Annotated in this window: 18 protein-coding genes and 1 pseudogene; 5 read left to right on the top strand and 14 right to left on the bottom strand. The window is 55.2% G+C overall.

The window, feature by feature from the left end; translation table 11 throughout:
* Positions 1-227: 227 nt before the first annotated feature.
* A pseudogene (locus BM234_RS07400) lies at positions 228-1,223 on the bottom strand (recombinase family protein); the annotation flags it as partial.
* Positions 1,220-1,558 (bottom strand): hypothetical protein, encoded by a 339-nt coding sequence (locus BM234_RS07395; protein WP_092062554.1) that lies wholly within the window; start codon positions 1,556-1,558, stop codon positions 1,220-1,222. The gene BM234_RS07395 and the pseudogene BM234_RS07400, both read right to left, overlap by 4 nt.
* Before the next feature lie 201 nt (positions 1,559-1,759).
* On the opposite strand from BM234_RS07395, the gene BM234_RS07390 reads away from it, so the two are divergent.
* Entirely contained in the window at positions 1,760-2,518 is a 759-nt protein-coding gene (locus BM234_RS07390) for a hypothetical protein (RefSeq protein ID WP_092062552.1), read from the top strand.
* Between the two features lie 17 nt (positions 2,519-2,535).
* Here the strand turns inward: BM234_RS07390 and BM234_RS07385 are convergent, their stop codons facing one another.
* The 5 genes from BM234_RS07385 to BM234_RS07365 form a co-directional block, all read right to left on the bottom strand.
* On the bottom strand, positions 2,536-3,543 hold the full coding sequence (locus tag BM234_RS07385; RefSeq protein WP_139226781.1) for a hypothetical protein: 1,008 nt from the start codon (positions 3,541-3,543) through the stop codon (positions 2,536-2,538).
* A gap of 247 nt (positions 3,544-3,790) precedes the next feature.
* Entirely contained in the window at positions 3,791-4,081 is a 291-nt protein-coding gene (locus tag BM234_RS17255; protein WP_139226780.1) for a hypothetical protein, read from the bottom strand.
* Positions 4,074-6,191 (bottom strand): HD domain-containing protein, encoded by a 2,118-nt coding sequence (locus BM234_RS07380; protein ID WP_139226779.1) that lies wholly within the window; start codon positions 6,189-6,191, stop codon positions 4,074-4,076. The genes BM234_RS17255 and BM234_RS07380 overlap by 8 nt, the downstream gene beginning before the upstream one ends.
* Positions 6,192-6,951: 760 nt before the next feature.
* A complete protein-coding gene (locus BM234_RS07370; protein ID WP_092062539.1) occupies positions 6,952-7,857 on the bottom strand; it encodes a cyclic nucleotide-binding domain-containing protein in 906 nt (301 codons plus the stop codon).
* Positions 7,836-8,711 (bottom strand): WYL domain-containing protein, encoded by an 876-nt coding sequence (locus BM234_RS07365; protein WP_175501216.1) that lies wholly within the window; start codon positions 8,709-8,711, stop codon positions 7,836-7,838. Before BM234_RS07365 ends, BM234_RS07370 begins: the two co-directional genes overlap by 22 nt.
* A gap of 129 nt (positions 8,712-8,840) precedes the next feature.
* On the opposite strand from BM234_RS07365, the gene BM234_RS07360 reads away from it, so the two are divergent.
* Both BM234_RS07360 and BM234_RS17250 read left to right on the top strand, forming a co-directional pair.
* Positions 8,841-10,442 (top strand): nucleotidyl cyclase domain-containing protein, encoded by a 1,602-nt coding sequence (locus tag BM234_RS07360; RefSeq protein WP_092062533.1) that lies wholly within the window; start codon positions 8,841-8,843, stop codon positions 10,440-10,442.
* Positions 10,443-10,507: 65 nt separating this feature from the next.
* The gene (locus BM234_RS17250) at positions 10,508-11,236 is read left to right on the top strand and encodes an E2 domain-containing protein (RefSeq protein ID WP_139226778.1); all 729 of its coding nucleotides are present in this window, start codon (positions 10,508-10,510) and stop codon (positions 11,234-11,236) included.
* 35 nt (positions 11,237-11,271) lie between these two features.
* On the opposite strand, the gene BM234_RS07355 is transcribed toward BM234_RS17250, so the two are convergent.
* Positions 11,272-11,832: a hypothetical protein gene (locus BM234_RS07355; protein ID WP_092062530.1), complete on the bottom strand. Its 561-nt coding sequence runs from the start codon at positions 11,830-11,832 to the stop codon at positions 11,272-11,274.
* Positions 11,833-12,243: 411 nt separating this feature from the next.
* On the opposite strand from BM234_RS07355, the gene BM234_RS07350 reads away from it, so the two are divergent.
* On the top strand, positions 12,244-13,182 hold the full coding sequence (locus tag BM234_RS07350; RefSeq protein WP_092062527.1) for an ArdC family protein: 939 nt from the start codon (positions 12,244-12,246) through the stop codon (positions 13,180-13,182).
* Between the two features lie 254 nt (positions 13,183-13,436).
* Here BM234_RS07350 and BM234_RS07345 read toward each other — a convergent pair whose 3' ends face one another.
* From BM234_RS07345 to BM234_RS07335, 3 genes are all read right to left on the bottom strand, one after another.
* Positions 13,437-14,723: a relaxase/mobilization nuclease domain-containing protein gene (locus BM234_RS07345; RefSeq protein WP_092062524.1), complete on the bottom strand. Its 1,287-nt coding sequence runs from the start codon at positions 14,721-14,723 to the stop codon at positions 13,437-13,439.
* On the bottom strand, positions 14,720-15,109 hold the full coding sequence (gene mobC / locus BM234_RS07340; RefSeq protein WP_245752541.1) for a plasmid mobilization relaxosome protein MobC: 390 nt from the start codon (positions 15,107-15,109) through the stop codon (positions 14,720-14,722). Before mobC ends, BM234_RS07345 begins: the two co-directional genes overlap by 4 nt.
* 219 nt (positions 15,110-15,328) lie before the next feature.
* Positions 15,329-16,756: an aldehyde dehydrogenase family protein gene (locus BM234_RS07335; RefSeq protein ID WP_092062522.1), complete on the bottom strand. Its 1,428-nt coding sequence runs from the start codon at positions 16,754-16,756 to the stop codon at positions 15,329-15,331.
* 125 nt (positions 16,757-16,881) lie between these two features.
* Here BM234_RS07335 and BM234_RS07330 point away from each other — a divergent pair, with 125 nt between their 5' ends.
* Positions 16,882-17,535, top strand: coding sequence for a peroxiredoxin (locus BM234_RS07330; protein ID WP_092062518.1), 654 nt, complete (start codon positions 16,882-16,884; stop codon positions 17,533-17,535).
* A gap of 19 nt (positions 17,536-17,554) precedes the next feature.
* Here the strand turns inward: BM234_RS07330 and BM234_RS07325 are convergent, their stop codons facing one another.
* The 3 genes from BM234_RS07325 to BM234_RS07315 are packed head-to-tail and all read right to left on the bottom strand — an operon-like array spanning position 17,555 to position 19,649.
* Complete coding sequence (locus BM234_RS07325; RefSeq protein WP_092063278.1) at positions 17,555-18,031, bottom strand: CinA family protein; 477 nt, start codon at positions 18,029-18,031, stop codon at positions 17,555-17,557.
* Positions 18,032-18,036: 5 nt separating this feature from the next.
* A complete protein-coding gene (locus tag BM234_RS07320; RefSeq protein WP_092062515.1) occupies positions 18,037-18,525 on the bottom strand; it encodes a phosphatidylglycerophosphatase A family protein in 489 nt (162 codons plus the stop codon).
* Entirely contained in the window at positions 18,522-19,649 is a 1,128-nt protein-coding gene (locus BM234_RS07315; protein ID WP_092062512.1) for a bifunctional 2-C-methyl-D-erythritol 4-phosphate cytidylyltransferase/2-C-methyl-D-erythritol 2,4-cyclodiphosphate synthase, read from the bottom strand. The genes BM234_RS07320 and BM234_RS07315 overlap by 4 nt, the downstream gene beginning before the upstream one ends.
* Positions 19,650-19,678: the final 29 nt, after the last annotated feature.

Genomic DNA, 19,678 nt, shown 5'->3' with positions numbered 1-19,678 from the left:
TCGCTCATGACGATGCGATCGAGCAGGCTCGCTGTCTTTGACTCGATCTCCGTGATCTGGCGCTTGAGATCGGTTTGGCTGGCATCGATCTGATCCTGCCGCTGACTCCAGGCATCCTTGAACATGGCAGTGACAATCGAGAGCAGGCCTTTCGTTGGAGAGAGGTTGCGCAACATCGTCTCAAACTGCCCCTCGATTTTCTCGCTGCGGATGGATTTTCGATAGGCGGTGCAGCCGCTCGTCTTGCACCAATAATAGGGATATCGCTTGCCGGTGCTGCTCCGCGACCAGCAGGAGGTCATAGGCTTTCCGCAGTCCGCGCATGTGAGTGAGCCACGTAAGGGGAAGTCTTCATTCAGGTCTTTGCGCATGGGCGCGACGTTCCGCGCCGCCTTGCGTGCCTGGATGCGCTCATAGGTCTCCAATGAGATCAATGGTTCATGCTTACCCTTCCGGCGTGTGACGCCCCAGGGCTCATGTTCGATATGACCTGCATAGATCACGCGGTTCAGAATATCGCTGACCTTCTGTTGGCGGATTTTGCCATTGGGCAGGTCTTTCGGGAACGCAGGGATGGATTCCAGATAGCGGGTGATCTCGACCTGTGTTTCAAACCGGCCAGACGCATAGCCCTCCAATACTTCCTGCACGATGGAGGCCAAGGGTTCATCCCGCACCAGCAGCTTGCCTTCACCGGAGCGCTTCTCATAGCGATAGCCGATCGGGGCGGGGAAGACGGCATAGCCGTTGAGCAAACGCCCCCGCATACGGTTGGCCGTCTGCTCGCCATTCTTCTCCCGCTGATGCTGGGCCACGGAGGCGAGGAGGTTTTCGACAAGAATGGAGTCGCTGTCCTCGCCAAACTCGATGGACGGGCTTTCCAGCTTGCCGCCCGCTTGCAGGAGAGACTGACGCAATTCCAGGTGGGCGGTCAGGCCACGGGCCAAGCGGCTGATATCATCGATGATGACCACGATCTTCGATGAGGCGTCTGCATTCATTTGCAGAAAGCCCAGCATGGATTGCATGCCCGGTCGGGCCGAGGCCTTGCCGGTCATGTCGTCGGTGAAGACGTCTAGAACCTCATAGCCTTTATACTTCGCATATTCCCGGCAGCGGGTTTCCTGGGAATGCAGGCCATCGCCCTCGCGCACCTGCTTGGCGCCGGATACGCGGCAATAGATCACGGCCTTCTGGGACTGAATGGTTGCCTCTCCTTTCATGATGGACTCCTTTCGCCTGCGTCACGAGGGTGGTCCTCCTCCGTCGCAGCTGTTTCCTGTTGCTCTTGCTTTGCTGAGTTCAGGAATGAGGATAGCACATCGGGCGTGAGACTTTCCGCATTTTCCGATCCTTCTCCACAGGCTTGTTGGACGGGATGGATGCCAAAGCCCAGATCGACAAAGGCGACAACGATGCTCCAGAGCGTTTCGATCAACTCGCGCGCCTCTGCCTCGCTATGCTCCCCTTCTTCCAGCAGGGCGGCGTAAGCCTCCCAATCGATGGTCAGTGTGGGGGATGCGCTGCGCGCTGTGCTCGTCTCTTCTGCCCGTGTCATCGGCTTATCCTTTCCGCCCTTCTGGGCCTTTGTCTGGTTCGTGCTCTCCTTTGTCCCGTTGCGAGAACATAAAGAGAACATCTTAGGACAAAAGTCCTAATTCTCAAAGCGTTATTTGCCGTGAAGCAGCAAATCGGGCTTGAGATTAGACGGACAAACAGGCTTCAATCCCCGGTATTCTGCGGGTGAGAGCGGGTATTGATGATGGACAAAAAATTTGAAGATATCGATTGGAAGGGCTTGCCGCGCGAAGACCGGGTTGAATGGATCAAGCGGCTCTACACGGTCGCACGTGAGATCGCTTCAATCACCGGCCAACACATAGAGGCAATAATCCTCGCAGCCATCGGTCCCAAGGTTGTCTTGGGCACAGGTTACGCGGATAACTTCAGGGCGGGGAAGATCTCGGCTACCCGCGCGCAGTTGATCCACAAGTGGATCATCGACCACCATTTCGAGCGGGCGCACGCCAAGGATAAAGAGCTGTTCGCCCTATCGCCGCTTGTGGCTTTCGAGCGCTTTATCGATCACCGCAAACAGCCGGGCGGTCTACAGATCGTAAAGGTCCGCGTGGAATTCGGGATCGGTAAGCGCGTCCGTGATGCCCCGCAGAACGTGACCAGGCTCCGTATGGGACAAGCCTATTGTCTGGAACTGACATCGGACCGTCCCGGCTTTGCCATCGGGTTCGAGCGCTATGGCAAGGTGTGGCATCCGCTCGCACTTGGAGAAAGTGAAGAGCACTTCAGGATACCTGTTGGCGAAGGGGTTTCGTTACTTCCGCGCGACGCCAAGGGAAAACCGGCCCCGCTCTACGAGGTCGATGATTCCGGCGAGCATCGCTTTGTCATTGTCACCTCGCCTGACAAGCGCATGGCAACAAACATTGGTGAGCTGGCACGGCGATATGAGGACAAGACGCTCAACGTCTACGAGGCGCATGTCCTCTTTATCCCGTAGGGGCTAAGCCAAGAGGTCTACTTCCATCCCAGCATCTTGAGCAGGCGCTCATTGAGCGGCTTGAGTGACGCCCATTGAACCGCGCAGGGCGTCACAAAGGCGTCGATGCTGTCATGCCCCTCAAACACGGCGCGGTTGATATCCGCGAAGAAGGCCTCAACACCGCCGAGCTCATTGATGATGCCGGGGAGCTCGATCGCTTCGGCCATAATTTCGCATGCGGCGAAGACCGGCGCGAACACATCTGCGCTATATCGCTCCAATTCGTCGCGCGGCGGAAGATAGTCTTCGGGCATCTCCGTAAGGCCTTCCGCATAGGCTCGCTTGTAGGCGGGGATGTAAGGCAGCTCGACAAGATAAGCGAGAAGCTGAAACAGTCGCGTGGAAGCCTTGGGATGCGTGATCTCTTCCCTGGCGTTCTCCCGATCGACCTGCTCGATGACAAAGATCACAAGCGCGATGCATATCGCGTAGTAACGAAACAGGGTGTGGTTCTCGGCAGAATAGGCCCCCAGGACGATTTCGGTCGCATCGTGGTCGGCCTGGAGTTCCAAGCAAAGAGAAGCCAGCTTTTGATCAGTTTCCGGCAAAGCTTCCAAGGGAGAAGGCTTTCGTGAGCGCCGTGTGGCTGCACTGAAGGCTTTCTCGCCGCCGCCTTCGACAAGCGCTGCGCCATCCGTCAGCTTGAAATGGCCGACGGCAGCATGGTTCAATTCATGCTGCATCAGCCAGCGGAGCGCCATATCGACGACATGATCAGGATCGCCGAGCAGTTGGAGCTGATGCTCCGCTGGTAGGTCCGAAGAGAGTGCGTTTACCTTTTCCCAAACTGCCGCTAGGCGCTCGACCACGCTGTTGCTTGCTTCGATACATATACCATCCGTAGTAGGAAAGACGACAGCGTGAAAATCAGGGCGATCGATCGGGTCAAGTTTCACATTAGAGTGAAAAGGTTCGCCGACGCGGCCATAATAGCGACTAATGGCCGAATCCAATGCCGTGCGAAGTATTCGCTCCTCGTTCAACTCAAACAGGTCCCTCGTATTTGTGCTAACCCTATCTGGTATTCAATCTTTAAGTGAAAGAAGCATCTTCTCGATGGGAGGTGCAATTTGCAAACTCGAAGTTCTGTGAATGATCATGTCCCAAGGTGCTGATTTAAAGAATAGGTCGGCGGAACCTTCTAAGTGAACGAAGCGTCTCGAAGCGCAAAAACGAGAGCCTCAGAAAAGAGGTCCCATAGCTTCCGAAAGACCAAAAAAATTGTGAGTGTTAGGCAGGTGATTTAGGTCGAATTCGACTGGAAATTCTCTTCAACACGCGCGCTCCACGGTCCGTAATTTTCCATCGATCCGGTGCTGCCATCACGGCAAAGTCCTCACGGACCAACTCGGTGATAAGAGAAGGTAGAAATTTCGGAGTTTCAACGGAGCTCTTAGTGTTAAACTCTTCGATCGAGACCTCAGTCATTTTTGCAATCAATTCATCGTAGCCGAGAGCTCTCTCTGATGAAGCTAAACTGCTGAGCGCAACATACTTTTGCCGTTCTGATAAGTTATGCATGATCTTTCTCCTTTTCTTGATTCCAACTTTGCCATCGTTCATTAAGATACTCGAGCGCGTACCTTTCGAGCGCTTCAAGTTTATCAGAGCTCTTAGACTTCATGTCGTCAGAGATCGCGTAAACTCGTATACGCTCCTCACGGCCCGCACGATTTTTCATCAGCCTCAACCCAGAAGAATAGTTAAGCGCCGTTTGTATGCGGCCAAAACTATCTTCAATCCAGACTTGCTCTTCAAAAAAGAAGGTGGAGTCTTTAATGTCTACTCCCTTTGGACTGAGGGTACCTAGAAATACAATAACAGGATTTCCAAATTCTCTCAACGACTCTTTAAAAACAAATTTCTGAAAATTTTCAGTATTAAGGTCTCGTTCCTCTGTCATCCAATCTACAAAAGATTTGAATTTTGACCTTTGATTCCTCAGTGGAGTGTTCGTCGCGCGTTCAAGAACCTCGAGAATTGACCAATCTTTGAAAAGGGTAGCAATTTTCGAGAAGTCACGGAATAGTATTACATCTGCTAGATTTGATATCTCGTCCAACATATCTTTAGGCTGAGCCGTAGAATTGCGCGTAAATGAAGCCTCTTCTGGATCGCTCGTTTTACGGAGATCGCTGCACGCTTGCTTCACTTCGTAAAGCATTGAACGAAGTGAGTTGTCTTCTATTCTATTAATGAATTCCCTTAGCGCAGGAAGAAGCGCAGATATCCGTCCTGTACTCTCATCAAATGATATATATCCATAGCGCGTCAGAATTTTTGAGATCCTTCGATCTGGAAAAATGTATGAATAAGCAATCAAAAGTCCAATCAGCCTCTCCATGCAAGCGTTTGACCTGAAGGCTGCTCTATGGTTGATTACGTATTTATATCCTTGATAGCGGCTCTCGAAGAATTGCTCAATTCCATGAGTGCCGCGATGGTGGAACCCAAGTGCGTAAACTCGCCCCTTATCATCGTAGTTCTTAGATACTAATACAGAGCTCTTTACAATTCTTTCTAAATCGAAATTTCCGAATCGCGCCCCCGCTTCAAGTAGGTCACGCGCCGAATAATCTAACCTATCGCAATCTACGCATCCGTCTACTATGCACCTCAACGAGTTCAAGAAGGAGAAGGGGTGAACTTTTTCTCGTTTCGACTTAGTCGTGGTTTTGGAGAGTGTAATTGATAGCGACAATCTTTGAATTATATCGCTATATATTTCAATGTCCTTGCTACTAGCTCCTAGGCGCTTCTCCTCAAATCCGAGTGTGGGGGCGCTCTCTTCCATGGCAAAGTAGTTGTATAGAAAGATGCTTCTTATTTCGTGAACTTCTTTGAGCGATGCTTCGGTAGATAGTGCCGAGTTCTCAACCTTGAGAATTTCTGAAAACTCTTCTAGATACCTATCTCTATTCTTTCGAATGCCGTAGAAATCCTTGCGAAGCTCACTGTGATGCATATCGTATTCGTCGATTAGTTCGCTGCTCCCTCCATAGAATCGCATCAGTTCTGATGCACTTTCAATAGCTCGTTCAAACGCGTGGCTCATAGGGAGATGGCCGAGATCGTGCGATAATGCGTAGTGCCTCAATGCTTGCCAGTAGGTATCTGAAATAAATTCTGCAGTAAATTTCGCTTCGCCAAAAGTATCTGTAAGTCTTACTCTATCTATTGATCTTTTTTCTTGCAGGGGCGCATGCAGAAAGTTGCTTCTACCCGAAATCGTGGCTTTATGAGCGCTTAGACAAGATCTAATAATGGAATCTTCATTTGCCTCACCTAGCGATGTTCCACCCGGCGCCTTGGCCAAGACTTCGACGAGATGTTTTAAAAAATCTGCAGCATCATTAAGGAAGGCGTCGAGAGTTTCGGGTTGAGAATTTGAGAGGCCATATTTAAACATTTGGCCACAAAGGTGGGCAGTTCCAAGTGAATGGGGGAACCTTGTGTTCTTGTTCGAAGGGAAAGATACATAATTTATCGAGTTCTGAAGAACGAAGTGAAGTCGTTGAAATACCTGAGAGTCGATCAGGTCGCGATCAAAAATAGTGAACTCCATCCTACCATGAAGAGGGTCTGAGATCGGCGTGATGGCGCGGGGGTGAGAAAGTCCTACGACTGGCAAGTTTATCTCCTGTTTCTATTCCCGCAGGAAACTCGCTATCTGGCCTTTCTGTCAAGCTGAAAGCTCCTTAGATAACGCTATAAGTATCAGCTATGTTCCTTCTGCGCCTCACTTTTCTGGAAAGACAAAGCCAGTATCACAATGACGAATATCGAACCGTGACTTGGATCTTATGCGCCCATTCGTAGCAATTTTCTATACGACTAGTGCGCAGAGCCCTCGCTTCCCTTAACTAGGATAGAAGTTCGACCGCAAGTACTTCGGCCGTTAAGCTATCTTCATCATTGGAGATGGCGCGAGATGTGGGTCGTGCTGACCCGATAGCGCTGCGACCCTTCGGGCAACTTCCGACTTCTGCGAAGCCGCAAGATGTGTGTGGTAGTACCACACATCTTGGCAAAGGGACCCGCTGCGCGTCCCCGTTGCATCCCCCCGGCCGTTGGCTCCTCCAGGGCATTGAACCCCTCCGAAGCCAAGAGACCGTATCGCCGGTCAACCACTCGCAAGGAGACTTCGCTCTCCCTGCGCCCCATCGATCCTTTCAGGAAGACCATGGGCTATCGCGCCCTTGGAGCCACTCACAGGGCTTGGAGACATGCCTCCTCCACCTGCACCGAACCATGCACAAACGGCTGCCCGTTTGATCACCAAGAAATCCCAGTGGTCGCTAAAAATCGATCCAACTTCTTTATTAAAATCTTCGTTCAGTGCAACCTCTCATTCCTTCTAAATGCCAGCCTTATTTTACAAGCGCCTAATCCTAGTCTGGGTTAATCCTACGATCCATCCATGCGCAAATACTTAGAGTGAAGACGAAAGCAGCTTGATTGATAAGATTCTGCTTCCAGTCACTTTCGGTTTCGCCCGAATGAATTTCAATCTTTAAACTGCCAAATCCGTTCTCTGCCTCCACAGACACAAACTGAGCAAGGGCCAAGACTCCCACCATCGCAAACAAGACGAGCCCAAAGCATCGCCTCCAAAAGAAAGCTGGGTTATGAAGAAGCATCAGTACAAACAACCCAAAACCAGTCATCACGGTTGCTGCCAGGCGGGCATCATGGCTCCAAAAGGGCGGGATAAGAAGTAGCCATGTCATAAGACACGACGCCAATCCCACTCCAGCGGAAATCAAGAACCAAGAAGAGGAATTATTACGCTTCGCAACTTCTCCAGCAGCAATTCGTTCGCGGTGGCGGGCTGTCATCTCTATTTGGAGGTTTTTTTGAAACTCTGGGTTGTCTGTCCAAATGCGGTTAAACTCTTGTCCCGAGACCTTAAGCGCCGCGACTTCATCTGTTAGGGCGTATACACTTGCCGTTCTCTTGCTTCCGAGCTCAATCGCTGCCATCTCACCGACTTGATTCGGAGCAACACGCTTTGAACCAAGCTGGCGCCGAAAGACGATATCCACTTCACCCGCGAGGAGGAAAAATACATCATTATCCTGACCGCCTTCATGAATCAAGCAGTCGCCCCTGCGAAAAAACTCAACCCTTCCTTGACCTAATAACCTGTCTATAATTGTCGAGTTGCCTCGAATGGCAGGGTTCTCTCGAAGTGTTTTCTTGACGAGGTCCGGTACGCCATCGCCGGAGAAGAGCTCAGGCAGTTTGGCCTCGCTTTCCCACCCAATCAATTTCTTTAGCTTCGCCGACCAATACATTCTTCTATTTCTTTCAAGTTAACAATATTTAGCGAGAAGCTGCTTACGTTCCGAATCATTCCGTCTTGTGTTTCATGCGGATTAAAGCCGTAGAATCGAAGATAGTAGAAAACCATCGCTTGGCGCACATTAATCTCAAGCTCTCCGCCCTTCATATTGTACTCGATCTCAAGGCGCCTGCGCTGCCTCTCGCCCAAGGAAGGGTCAGGCCGCAGTCGAATATCCACAATTGTTGACCACTCTTTGTCTTCGGGTAAGTCTCTCGCGCTGTCCTCTTTGGCTTTGATCGTTTCGACCCTTGAGAGGACAAAATCAGAGTGTCGATCATTGTCTTCATCATATGCCCGCATATGCCAGCGGTGACCATCGCTCGCAATTGCATGTGGATATAAGCAGCGAGGTCTCTCCGATTCAGAGCTGAGCGAGACATACATGACTTCGAGGCAATGACGGTCTCTTATTGCCCGTAGGACTGCTTTCAGTGTTTTGGGGTCTGTGTTTCTGGAGGAGGCAGCAACTGCATCGAAAGCGGGAATGCTGGCGGGCCATATCTCGTCAGCGTCGCGGTAGCCGTAATGCAACATCTCCAAATGGTGAAGGTACTCTTTGGCTTCCCCCTTGATGAACACGGGGCGGAAGCTGGTCCGAGCCACATATGTCCTCTGACGCGGATCGTAGGACATGTTCTTGGGGGCGAGGTCGAGGTAGGATGTGAGGTCGAGAGTCGCTTGCTGCAGGGATATCTCAAACTTGTCCTTGAGTAGCTTACGCCCGATTGTTCCACCCCACATCAACTGGAACTCAATGAATTCATAACGTTTTCGTTGGCTCGGCTTGATGATTTCGTGCTTCATGGCGCTCCTATCCTCCCCCGCAAAGAATAGCATATTGACAATCAATAGAATAGTCCTAAAATATAGGATAGTAGCAAAAAATAGAATCGGCGCGGCGGGTCATCCGGTGGCGCAGAAAGGAAGATGGTGATGGCCTGGAACGAGGCAACAGCGCTTGCGCGCATCAACAAGCTCAAGGGGGAGGCGCCGGACTTTAATGTTCTGCGTTTCGAAGATTATTACCGCCTGTATCAGGAAGACATGGCTATGCGCGCAGCGCAGAAGCTGCCCTCCACGCCGCCACTGTTCAGCTTGCCAAGAGGTAAGGCAATCGTGGTGGACACCGTCCAGATTTACATTGCGATTACCAACTACGACGAGTTCCGCCTTGAGGAGGGCCACGAGACAGAAGCTTCACATGAGCGTGCCATGCGTCTGCTTCACCTCTATTATAGTGCGGCGGACCGCGCTATTGAGACCTCAGCCGCGCAGCGCGTGGATTTCCACAACGGGCGCGTTCACGCTGTTGTGCTGGAGCCCGGAAAACATGGCGTTACCCGCGACACCCTAGCTCAGGCCTTCGCGTTTATCGATGACTTCCAGCGCGTTGCTGATGCGGCGAACCGAGAGCTTGCCAGAAGTGAATTCAGCGCTGAGTTTCGTATCGGCATTGATGTTGGCACATGCGTTGCCATCAACAACGGAACAGGCTGCGAGCAAGAGCCGATGTTCCTCGGCAGCGCTGCCAATCACTCTGCAAAGCTGGCTTTTGGCAAGGAACCCGGGGTTTATGTATCGGACAAGGTGCGCGCGCTCCTGAAACTTCAAGAGTTCGGCATCATCAACGAGTTCGTAGCACTGTCGCAAACAGACATTGTCACTAATGCTGCTCGGCAAGATGCGAGCGGGAGGATGGTGTTCGGTGTCCAGGATCGTCAAGGCTATACTCAGGACGTTGTTGCTGGCTGGAAAGAAGAAATCCGCCGCGGAGAATTTCCTGACTTCACCGATCCGAGTTTCAGCTTCTCCTACAGGGAGCCCCCACTCAGCAAGATCGACTACGCTGAGCTTTCGCCGAGCCGTTCAATCAGGATGCCCTTGGTATCCATGTACGCTGACCTGTCTGGATATACAGACTACATCGACCGTGCGGTCGCCTCAGGGGCTATTCGTGAAGCTGTTCGGGCGCTCCACGTTATTCGTTCAGAATTTCAGAACGTTGTCGAGAAAGACTTTGGTGGCAGAAAGGTAAGGTTCATCGGAGACTGTATCCATGCGCTCCTGGCAGAAGGAAGCCGCATCGAAACTGATGAGCGCATGAGCGTTTCGACTGCTGCTCAGTGCGCTGGCGGCCTGCACTCTTCGTTCGACCTGTGCAAGTTTGTACTTGGTAATCTTGAGAGTCTTGGCTTGGCCATCGGTATGGAGCTTGGGCAGACTCCGATTTCTCGCATCGGTATTCGCGGAGATCGCTCTGTCCGAGTAGCATCGAGCGTCGCCACCACGCGTTCGGAGCAGATGCAGCGCGAGTGCGATGATAATGGCGTCAAACTTGGGCCTCGGGCTCTGCGCGTCGCTCCCGTCGCGCTCGAAGACCTTCTGGACAAGGACGGATATGCCGCCAGCCTCGACTACGATGATGTTGCTGTCTGTCTTTCGGTCGCTCCGGCGGCGGTAGCCAGCCCGAATTATGCGAGGGCTCACGTCCCTAGCCAGGTTCCTCAGCCACGGGCACACTTCAAGCCGAAATGAATGCCGTCCAACAACTACTCCGGAGCGTACCAGAATGGGTGAGCATCAAGGAAAGACAGCAAGAGATGGCAACCGTTCTGGCTTCGCCGCCCGGCCTCGGCGGCTCATTTCCTGGCGGGTTTTGGCTGATGCTAGAGGTATCTGAGCATGGAGGCGTCGCGGTCAGTGAGGTGCAGGACCAACGTCAGCTTCCTGAATTTTGTCTGGAACGACATATCAATCCTGACAGCACGTTTTGCGTGTTCTTTCGTTCGGAGCATCCGCTAGAGGATACGGAGGCCGCGAAGACGTGGTGGTCTTACCTAGCAGTTTATCTTGCAAACCAAGTCTACGCGAAAAAGCGAGGCATATGGCCGTTGGGATCAGGTCTAAGCCACGGCGATGCAGCGCACATACAGATCAAAATGGAAGCACTGGCAGAGCCGCTAGGTTGGAAGGATGATCTATGGAATGCCATTTTCCGCGGCAAAGGTTGGCTTGCTGAACAGTTGCCCCGTATTTCCAAACAGAGGGACAGGGTTGTCAATGCCCGAAGCCCTTGCCCGCGCGGTTGCACCTGGAAACACAAACTCCTTAGGAAAGCGTCCTGCTATGTCACTAGCTGTGACGCTGGCTGTAATCGTGCGCATAAGCCAATATTGCGTGCGGAATGTCCTAACCGAAAAGTTATTGAAGACTTGGTGCTGAACGAGCATGAACGACAGCGCATCGAAACTCGCATAGTCGATAGTTTGAAAGTAGAGCGCCGAGTTTGCTGCGGCACTATGAAGCGTTGCCCGCTCAGGAAAAGCTAATCGATCAAAGCGCCCCAGCTCACTTTTTCAAAGCACTAATCAAAGCGTGGAAGCCTAAGGTCTCCGACGAAGTTTGCGATGCCCCTTGGTCTGGAGTAATTTTGGGATAGGAAGAAGATGGTTTCATACGATTTGTTGGCGATCCATTCCATTCGGCCATTGTCGAATGCAATGACCTCATCACGCGATACACCCGCAATACTGATATCGTCTTGAACATGGATCTTGTTTCTGAATTTCCGGATCACGTGAAGATCTTCATAAATGCCTCCACCTATACCGTCTATAATACTATACTTCCGGAAGACATCGATTGTGTTGTTAAATTTGTCTATCTTCTTTCCTGCAATCTCTTGCCTGTCTGCCTCCAAAATATTTGGCACGCCCTCTCGGTTAAAATTCTGCGCACGGAAGATTATCTCCGCCATCGAGGCCTCCAGGATAGAACCCGCTTGCAAAGAGATTAGCTTATTGAAGCGTCCATCCTCGTTATTTTGTGCGAGATCCGTCAGAACGCCAGCGTTATATACAAGATTGTCGCCAACCTTGAAATCACCGACAAAGTTGCAGGGAACAATTTGTATGGTTAATGGCATGAGTTCATCATTCGGCTATAATTTCTTTACATCCATCATACCGCATATTTTGGCCTGTGAAAACGTTGGGCGCACCCCTCACGTGGTCGGGCTGTCGTAAACCGAGCCTGGCAGACAGTCTCGGCCATCCGGCATCCATCCCTTGCGTGTTTCTAGAACAATACCAGCCCTTTGGGGCTGACAGCTCTGTTGTTCTGCTTGGGGCTTGCAGCCCCCAGGCCATCAAGACCAAGCCCTTCGCTTTGGCTTCGGGCGTGTCCGGCGGTCTCCCCAACCTTCCTTCCCTTCGGTCAGTGCAGGTCGGGTGATCCCCCTCCACCGGACACGGTCTTGACGGCCATCCCCCCGCTCATTGGCGCGGGCCTAGTCCCGGTTGCATGCGCAACCGGTAACCTAGGAAAGGAAAAGCCAATGAAACAAGATGTTTATCAGAAAGTCACCGACAAGATTATTGCCGATCTCGAAAAGGGCGAGCTCTCATGGCTGAAGCCTTGGAACTCAGGCAACGCAGATGGGCGGATCATCAAGCCGCTACGCCATAGCGGCATACCCTATAACGGCATCAATATTCTGATGCTGTGGGGAGCAGCGATCGAAGGCGGATTTTTCTCCCCGTACTGGATGACCTTCAAGCAGGCCAAGGAGCTTGGCGCCCAAGTGAAAAAAGGCGAGCGCGGCAATCTCGTGGTCTATGCCAACACCATCACCAAAACCGAGGAGCAGGACGACGGCAGCGAGCAAGAGCGCTCTATCCCCTTTATGAAGGGATACACCGTGTTCAACGTCGAGCAGATCGAGGGCTTACCGGATCATTACTACACCAAGCCCGATCCGGTGATTGACCCAGCGTCACGGATCGCGCATGCAGATGCATTTTTTGCGACAACCGGTGCCGACATCCGCCATGGTGGGAATTCTGCCCATTACGCAGGTGGCAGCGATCATGTGCAGATGCCCGTCTTTGAAAGCTTCATGAGCCCCGAAGCTTACTATGCCACCTTGGCGCATGAGCTCACCCACTGGACGAAGCACGACACGCGCCTTGCCCGTGACTTTGGCCGCAAGAAATGGGGCGATGAAGGCTACGCCCGCGAAGAGCTGGTTGCCGAGCTTGGCGCGGCGTTCCTGTGTGCTGATCTGGGTCTCACCCCTGAGCCAGGCGAAGATCACGCGGCCTATATCCAGAGCTGGTTGAAGGTTTTGAAGAATGACAAGCGCGCGATCTTTGCCGCCGCCGCGCATGCCCAGCGTGCCGCCGACTATCTGCACGGACTTCAGCCGCTCATCGAAGACGACAAGGAGGTTGCCGCGTATGCGAAACCCCCTTGCCCTTGCGGGTGGGGGCGATGAGCATCATGCCAAGCCGCATGAGCATCATCTCTGTGTAATAGTCGTTATAGGGATTATAGCCGAAGCTCTGCGCCGCAGCGCTTACGCCGTAGAGGCAGGCCCAAAGTAGCACCGGGCCGCCGGTTGGAATGAGATATGTCCACCGCATTGTCACATGTCCTTTCATGTGGAGGTTGCAAGTGACCTCGTCACTAAGGACATGTTCGACCCGCCCGCGCGGGTAGAGCGCGGGTATCAACGGGTAATGCGAAAGCTCAGCGGTTCAGATCGAGCCCACGCGTGCGCGATCGACGCCGCTCGCGCTCATGATCCGGTGGGAAATGATCCTGAGACTGGCGGCGGAGATAATCACGGATATTCCGCGCCAGGATCGACCTTTCCTGCTTTTGTTTGCGCTTGATGCTTAGCATCTCGATTTGCAGTGCCTTGCGGTCCTTCATCTGCGCTTCGACCAGATCATCCCGTTGGCGCTGATCGCGCCGGACGCAGGCCAGAGCCTCTTTCTGATTGTCGGCTCGGATCGACTTCGCCTTGCCGGTCAGGCGGTCGAAGAGCCCGCGAAGACCTTTATTGAGCCGATCCATCCTCGCTTTTGTCTCACTGCGCCAGCGCTCCTCTTGCTTGGCCTTGAGCTGTTGGCGTTCATCGCGTTGGTGACGGGTCAGCTCCGCTTTTCTGTCCAGGAAGGGCTGCATCTCCGAGACATGCTTGCCGGTGACGCTCTCGATATAATCCCTGACCTGGGCGGTCATTTTGACTTTGAGATCGGCTTGCCGTTCCTGCACGGATGGCAGGGAATTAAGATCACTAAGCCGCGCCTTGACCTCTTTGGCCTTCACGCCGGACCAACGGCCAAGCGCATAGAGATTGCCGTTGATATCGAGCACGACCGCCGCACGGCGATCGCCCTTCGCAAGATAGAAGCCACGTTCTTCCAGGGCCGCATTCAAAGATTTGGCATCATCCGATTGCGCCCAGGCTTCTCGCAGCGCCGCCTTGATCTCGCGAGGATCGGTATTGTGGCGCATCGCTTGCTGCCATTCGGCCAGGGTGAAGTTTAGCGGATTGCGATGACCGTAATTGGCCAAGCCTTCCGGCATCTCCCATCCATGTTCGAGAAACAGATCGCGCGCCACATCGCGCAGCTTCGCTTTAAAATGGGGCAGGTTGATCGCTTTTAACTCATCCGCATCGATCCGAGACCACACCACATGCGCATGCCGCCGCCCTTCCTTCTCGTGGATCACGATGGCGCGGGGCTGGCCGTCGAGACCGAGCTTTCGCCCCGCGCGATTGGCGGCGTCGATAAAGTCTTGCTCTGAGGCGATGGCATCTTCCGGCGGGTTAAGGCTCAGCGAGAAGAGATACTGTTTGCACTTTGTCGCCTTGGCGATGGCCTGCGCTTCCTGGAAGGCCTCATGCAAATCCTCGCCCATGAAGCCGTCAATCTCCAACACCGTGACATGATCATTGTCACGGGCGTTCATCAGATGATTGGCGAGCGCGATGGCACCGCTGCGTTGTGAACCGACCAGGATCATTGGCGCTTGCCCTTAAGCCCGAGCGCTTCAATCAATGTCGCGCGCATCCAGGCTACCTCGGCGCAGGCGCGCCTAATATCAGCTTCCAACTCATCATCAATCACCAGCGTGCCCTGGTTCAGATGCTTGGCGATCTGATTGAGATTGTTCGCCGTGCGGCTGGCACCCAGCCGAGCGAGGATTTCCGCAAGCAGCCGTTGGTCCTCTTCCGGCAGGGCTCGCCGCTTGCGATAGCGCGGCGCATCCTCGGCAAGCACGACCGACTTGATATAGGCCCCGACCGGCATTTTCCCGGCCTGTGCCTCTACCCGCTCGCGTTCCGCATCGGTGAAACGAATAGAGAACGGCGCGGCGCGTTTCCGCTTGAACTTCAGCCCCCCGCTCATGGCCGTGGCCCCCGGCGCAGCACCGCCCGAAGCTCGTCTTTCTGCGGTTCAAGAATCGCATTCCACCGCTCCAGCTCCTCGAAAATCTCGTTCGAACTCAGTCCGACTGAGCGCACCATTTTCTGGAAAGTCAGTTTTGAAGCAAGCCCGGTTTGTCGCCGGGCTTTTGTCGTTCATGAGGGTCCGCGCCCCACGTTATCGCCATGGAGCGCGGGTTGATCATGCCGGCCAGCCGGTGATGGCCTTGACTTCACTGAATTCCCGCAGGCCGTGAACGCCGCCCTCGCGGCCATTGCCCGACATCTTGTAACCGCCAAAGGGGCTGCCCTGAGCGTGTTCGATGCCATTGGTTTCGACCATGCCGGCGCGTACGGCTTTGGCCACGCGGATACGCTTTTCGGTGTCTTCGGTTTGAATGTAGTTGGTCAAACCGTAGGCAGTGTCGTTGGCGAGGTCGATGGCGTCCTGCTCGGTGTCGAACGGCGTGATCGAAAGGACAGGACCGAATATCTCTTCGCGAAAGATCGTCATGTCCGGCGTTACATCGGCGAAAACCGTGGGCCGCACATAGAACCCCCGATTGCGCCCCTCGGGGCGACCCGCGCCGCCAGCCAGGAGACGAGCGCCTTCGGCGATGCCTGTTTCGATCAGGCCCTGAATCTTGTCGAACTGGAGCTCCGAGATGACCGGGCCGATATGGTCACCGTGTTCCGTCGTTGGTCCGGTGGCGATGCTCTCGGCGGTTGCTCGGGCTTCTTCGACGGCGGCGTCGTAGCGGCTCCGCTCTACCAGCATTCTGGTCGGCGCGTTACAGGATTGGCCCGAATTGGACATGCAGTTGAGCACGCCGCGTGCTACCGCATCTGCGTCCGCATCAGCGAAAACGATGTTCGCCCCTTTGCCCCCCAACTCGAGGCTGACACGTTTGAGATTGCCTGCGGCGGCTTGGGAAATGAGCCGTCCGGCCCGGGTGGATCCCGTAAAGGAAACCATGTCGATATCCGGATGCTCCGACAGGCGTGCGCCAACGCCTGCGCCGTCACCGTTCACAAGATTGAACACCCCGTCGGGAAAGCCGGCAGCATCGACCATCTCCGCAAAGAGCAGAGAGGACAGCGGCGCGATCTCGGATGGTTTCAGCACGGCGGTGTTGCCCATGGCCAGCGCTGGTATGACCTTCAGCACCACCTGATTCATCGGCCAGTTCCACGGTGTGATCAGCCCGCAGACACCGATCGGTTCGTAAACATGCACCTCCTCATCGGTAAAGCGCTCCTCAAAGGCGAATTTCTCGAGGGCGTCAAAGAATCCACCCATGTGCCATGAACCGGCCCCCCACTGGTTGTTGCGGGCGTAGTCGATGGGGGCGCCCATCTCCATTCTGATCGCCTCGGCCATGTCATCGCGTCGGTCATGATAGATTTCTTCCAGACGTCGCAGCAGCTTGATGCGCTTTGCCACCGGTGTTGCGGCCCAGTCGGGAAACGCGGCGCGGGCGGCGGCGACCGCGCGATCGGCATCTTCGGTGCGTCCGATTGAAATCGTGGCCACGGCATCCTCAGTGGCCGGGTCGATGACATCCAGCGTAGGAGCGCCGTCCGGCATGGCCCATTCGCCATTGATGTAGAAGTTGCGTCTGTCCAGCATTGTGTCACCCATTTCCAAGTTGGCGGCAGAATGTCACCGGCCCAGAGGCGCTGCAAGATGGGCTTTTATTCTGGCCTCCGAACACCGATATCAGAAGGAACGAAACCTGAGCACAGGAGAGGACCATGAGCCTTCGCATCAACGATACCGTCCCCGATTTCACGGCCAGCACCGATCAGGGTGACATCAGCTTTCACGACTGGATCGGTGACAGCTGGGCCATCCTGTTTAGCCACCCGAAGGATTTCACTCCGGTCTGCACCACGGAGTTTGGCGCGGTTGCGCAGCTTGCCGACGAATGGAAGGCAAGAGGAACCAAGGTGATCGGGGTTTCCGTCGATGGCGTCGAAGACCACAAGAAATGGAAGGGAGACATCGAGAAGGTCGCGGGCCAAGCTGCGGGTTTCCCCATCATTGCGGACACGGATCTTGCGATTTCGAAGGCATTCGACATGTTGCCTTCAGAGGCTTATTTGCCCGACGGGCGCACGCCCAATGACACCGCGACCGTCCGCGCTGTCTTTATCATCGGGCCTGACAAGAAGCTGAAGCTGTCAATGACCTACCCGATGAATGTGGGCCGCAATTTTGCCGAAGTGCTGCGCGCTTTGGACGGGCTACAGACTGCTGCGAAACACACTGTGGCCACGCCGGCAAACTGGCAGGTCGGCTCTGACGTCATCATTCCCGCGACGGTCAGCGATGAAGATGCCAAGGCGAAGTTTGGGGAGTTCACGACGGTTCTGCCCTATCTTCGGACCACCAAGACGCCAAGCTGAACGAGAATGGGTCCGGCTGTTATTGGCCGGGCCCGTTTGCCGCAGAGTTTAGCAGGCGCAAGGCGTGCTCGACGGTGGCGCGGCGTACGGCGCCTCGTCCGATCGGCCCGAATTCCTGCGTTTCGACAAGGGTGGTCTTGCCCTTCTGCGCAAGTCCAAAGCATACGCGCCCCTCGGGCTTGTGCTCCGATCCGCCCGGACCCGCGATACCGGTGACCGCGACGGCGAGGCCTGCACCTGATCGTGCCAACGCGCCATCAGCCATTTCGCGCGCGATGGCTTCGGATACTGCTCCGAACCGCTCCAGCGTCTCGTCCCGGACGCCAAGCATGTCGATTTTGGCTTGGTTCGAATAGGTGACGAAGCCGCGGTCGACCACATCCGACGATCCCGCGACATCCGTCAGGGCCGCTATGATCATCCCGCCGGTACAGCTTTCGGCAGTTGCGATCTTCAGGCCGGCAGCGCGAGCCGCCGCCAGCGTATCTTCGGCCAGCGTGGTCACATGAGCACCACGTGATAAAACGCACCGAGCAATAGGGTGCCGACAGCGGCGAAGACACCCGCGATCACATCGTCGAGCATCACGCCGAATGGCCCACCCTTGCGATCCGCCCAGCCCACCGGTCCGGGCTTCCAGATGTCGAAGGCACGGAACAACACAAAAGCCGAGATGACCCCGGGCCAGAGGGCGAGGACAGGCATTCCCACGTGCCACGCGCCCCAAGACACCGTCCAGAGCGCAAGCCACTGACCGACCACCTCATCCACGACGATTTCCGATGGGTCTTCGTCCGCAGCGCCCCGCGTTTCCTCCCTCACGGCCCACCAGCCGATCGCAAGCAGCAGGAATGTGCATAGCGCCAGCAGGGGAAACCCTCCGATCGTGTGCAGCACCCATGCGAAGGGAAGGGCGGCAAGCGATCCCCATGTTCCGGGTGCAGGGCGCAATAGGCCGACGCCAAACCAAAGCGCGATAAGCCGTGTCATGGCTGCACCAACGTGGCGGTGGCAAGCGCGGCGATCCCCTCACCGCGGCCGGTAAATCCCAACCGCTCTGACGTGGTCGCCTTGATCGAGATGCGATCAGGGGCAAGACCCATGATATCCCCCATTTTTTCCATCATCGCGCTGGCATGCGGCCCGATCTTGGGCTCTTCGCACACCAAGGTGCAATCCACGTTCCCGACACGGTATCCCTTCTGTTCGGCGAGTTGCACCGCATGGCGCAGAAAAATCTCGCTTGGGGCACCTTTCCATTGCGGGTCACTCGGCGGGAAGTGTCGACCGATATCGCCCTCGGCCAGCGCGCCATAGATGGCATCCGTCACCGCGTGCATCCCGACGTCGGCATCCGAATGCCCGTCGAGGCCGCGGTCGAATGGAATGCGGACCCCGCACAGGATCACGGCGTCTCCTTCGCCAAAGCGATGCACGTCATAGCCATTGCCTAGTCTGATATCCATGCGCGCTCCGAGGATGCGTTCTGCGCGGGAAAAATCCGCAGGGGTGGTGATCTTGATATTGTCCGGATCGCCCGAAACGATGGCGACGTCCAGCCCTGCCGCGCGGGCCACCGCGACATCATCCGCAGCGCCCCCGGGGTGCGCGCGGTGGGCGGCGAGAATGTCCGCAAAGCGAAACCCTTGAGGGGTCTGCGCGCGATAGAGGCCGTCCCGCGGCACGATCCCCCTAACTTGGGCTTCTTCTGTACCGGACCACAGGGCATCCGCCACGGGCAAGCCGGGGGCCGCGCCACGATGCGCTTCCAAGGCGCCAGCCACTGCGGTGATGAGATCCGCCGAAACGCAAGCGCGCGCGATATCGTGAATCAGCACGGCGGTAACATCCTCATCCGCGAGCGCCTCAAGGCCCGCACGTACGGAAGCATCCCGCGTGGCGCCGCCGGGCACCCAGTCGATCCCGTCCGGGGCTTCGGCGGCATCCTCGGGGTTTATCACCAGAAGAATGCGGTCGATTGCAGGGTGATCGGCGAAGGCGGCCAATGTCCAATCCGCGACTCGGCGGTTGCCTAGCCGTTGCCATTGCTTTGGCTTCGCTCCCCCTGCACGAGTGCCGCGGCCCGCTGCCATGATCAACGCTGCTGTGCTCATTTCATCCCCTGGTTGCTTGCCCTTGGTTC

Source organism: Poseidonocella pacifica, assembly GCF_900111875.1.
GTDB lineage: Bacteria > Pseudomonadota > Alphaproteobacteria > Rhodobacterales > Rhodobacteraceae > Poseidonocella > Poseidonocella pacifica.
The sequence above is the reverse complement of the archived record's forward strand: the minus strand, read 5'-3'. Positions and strand labels throughout refer to the sequence as shown.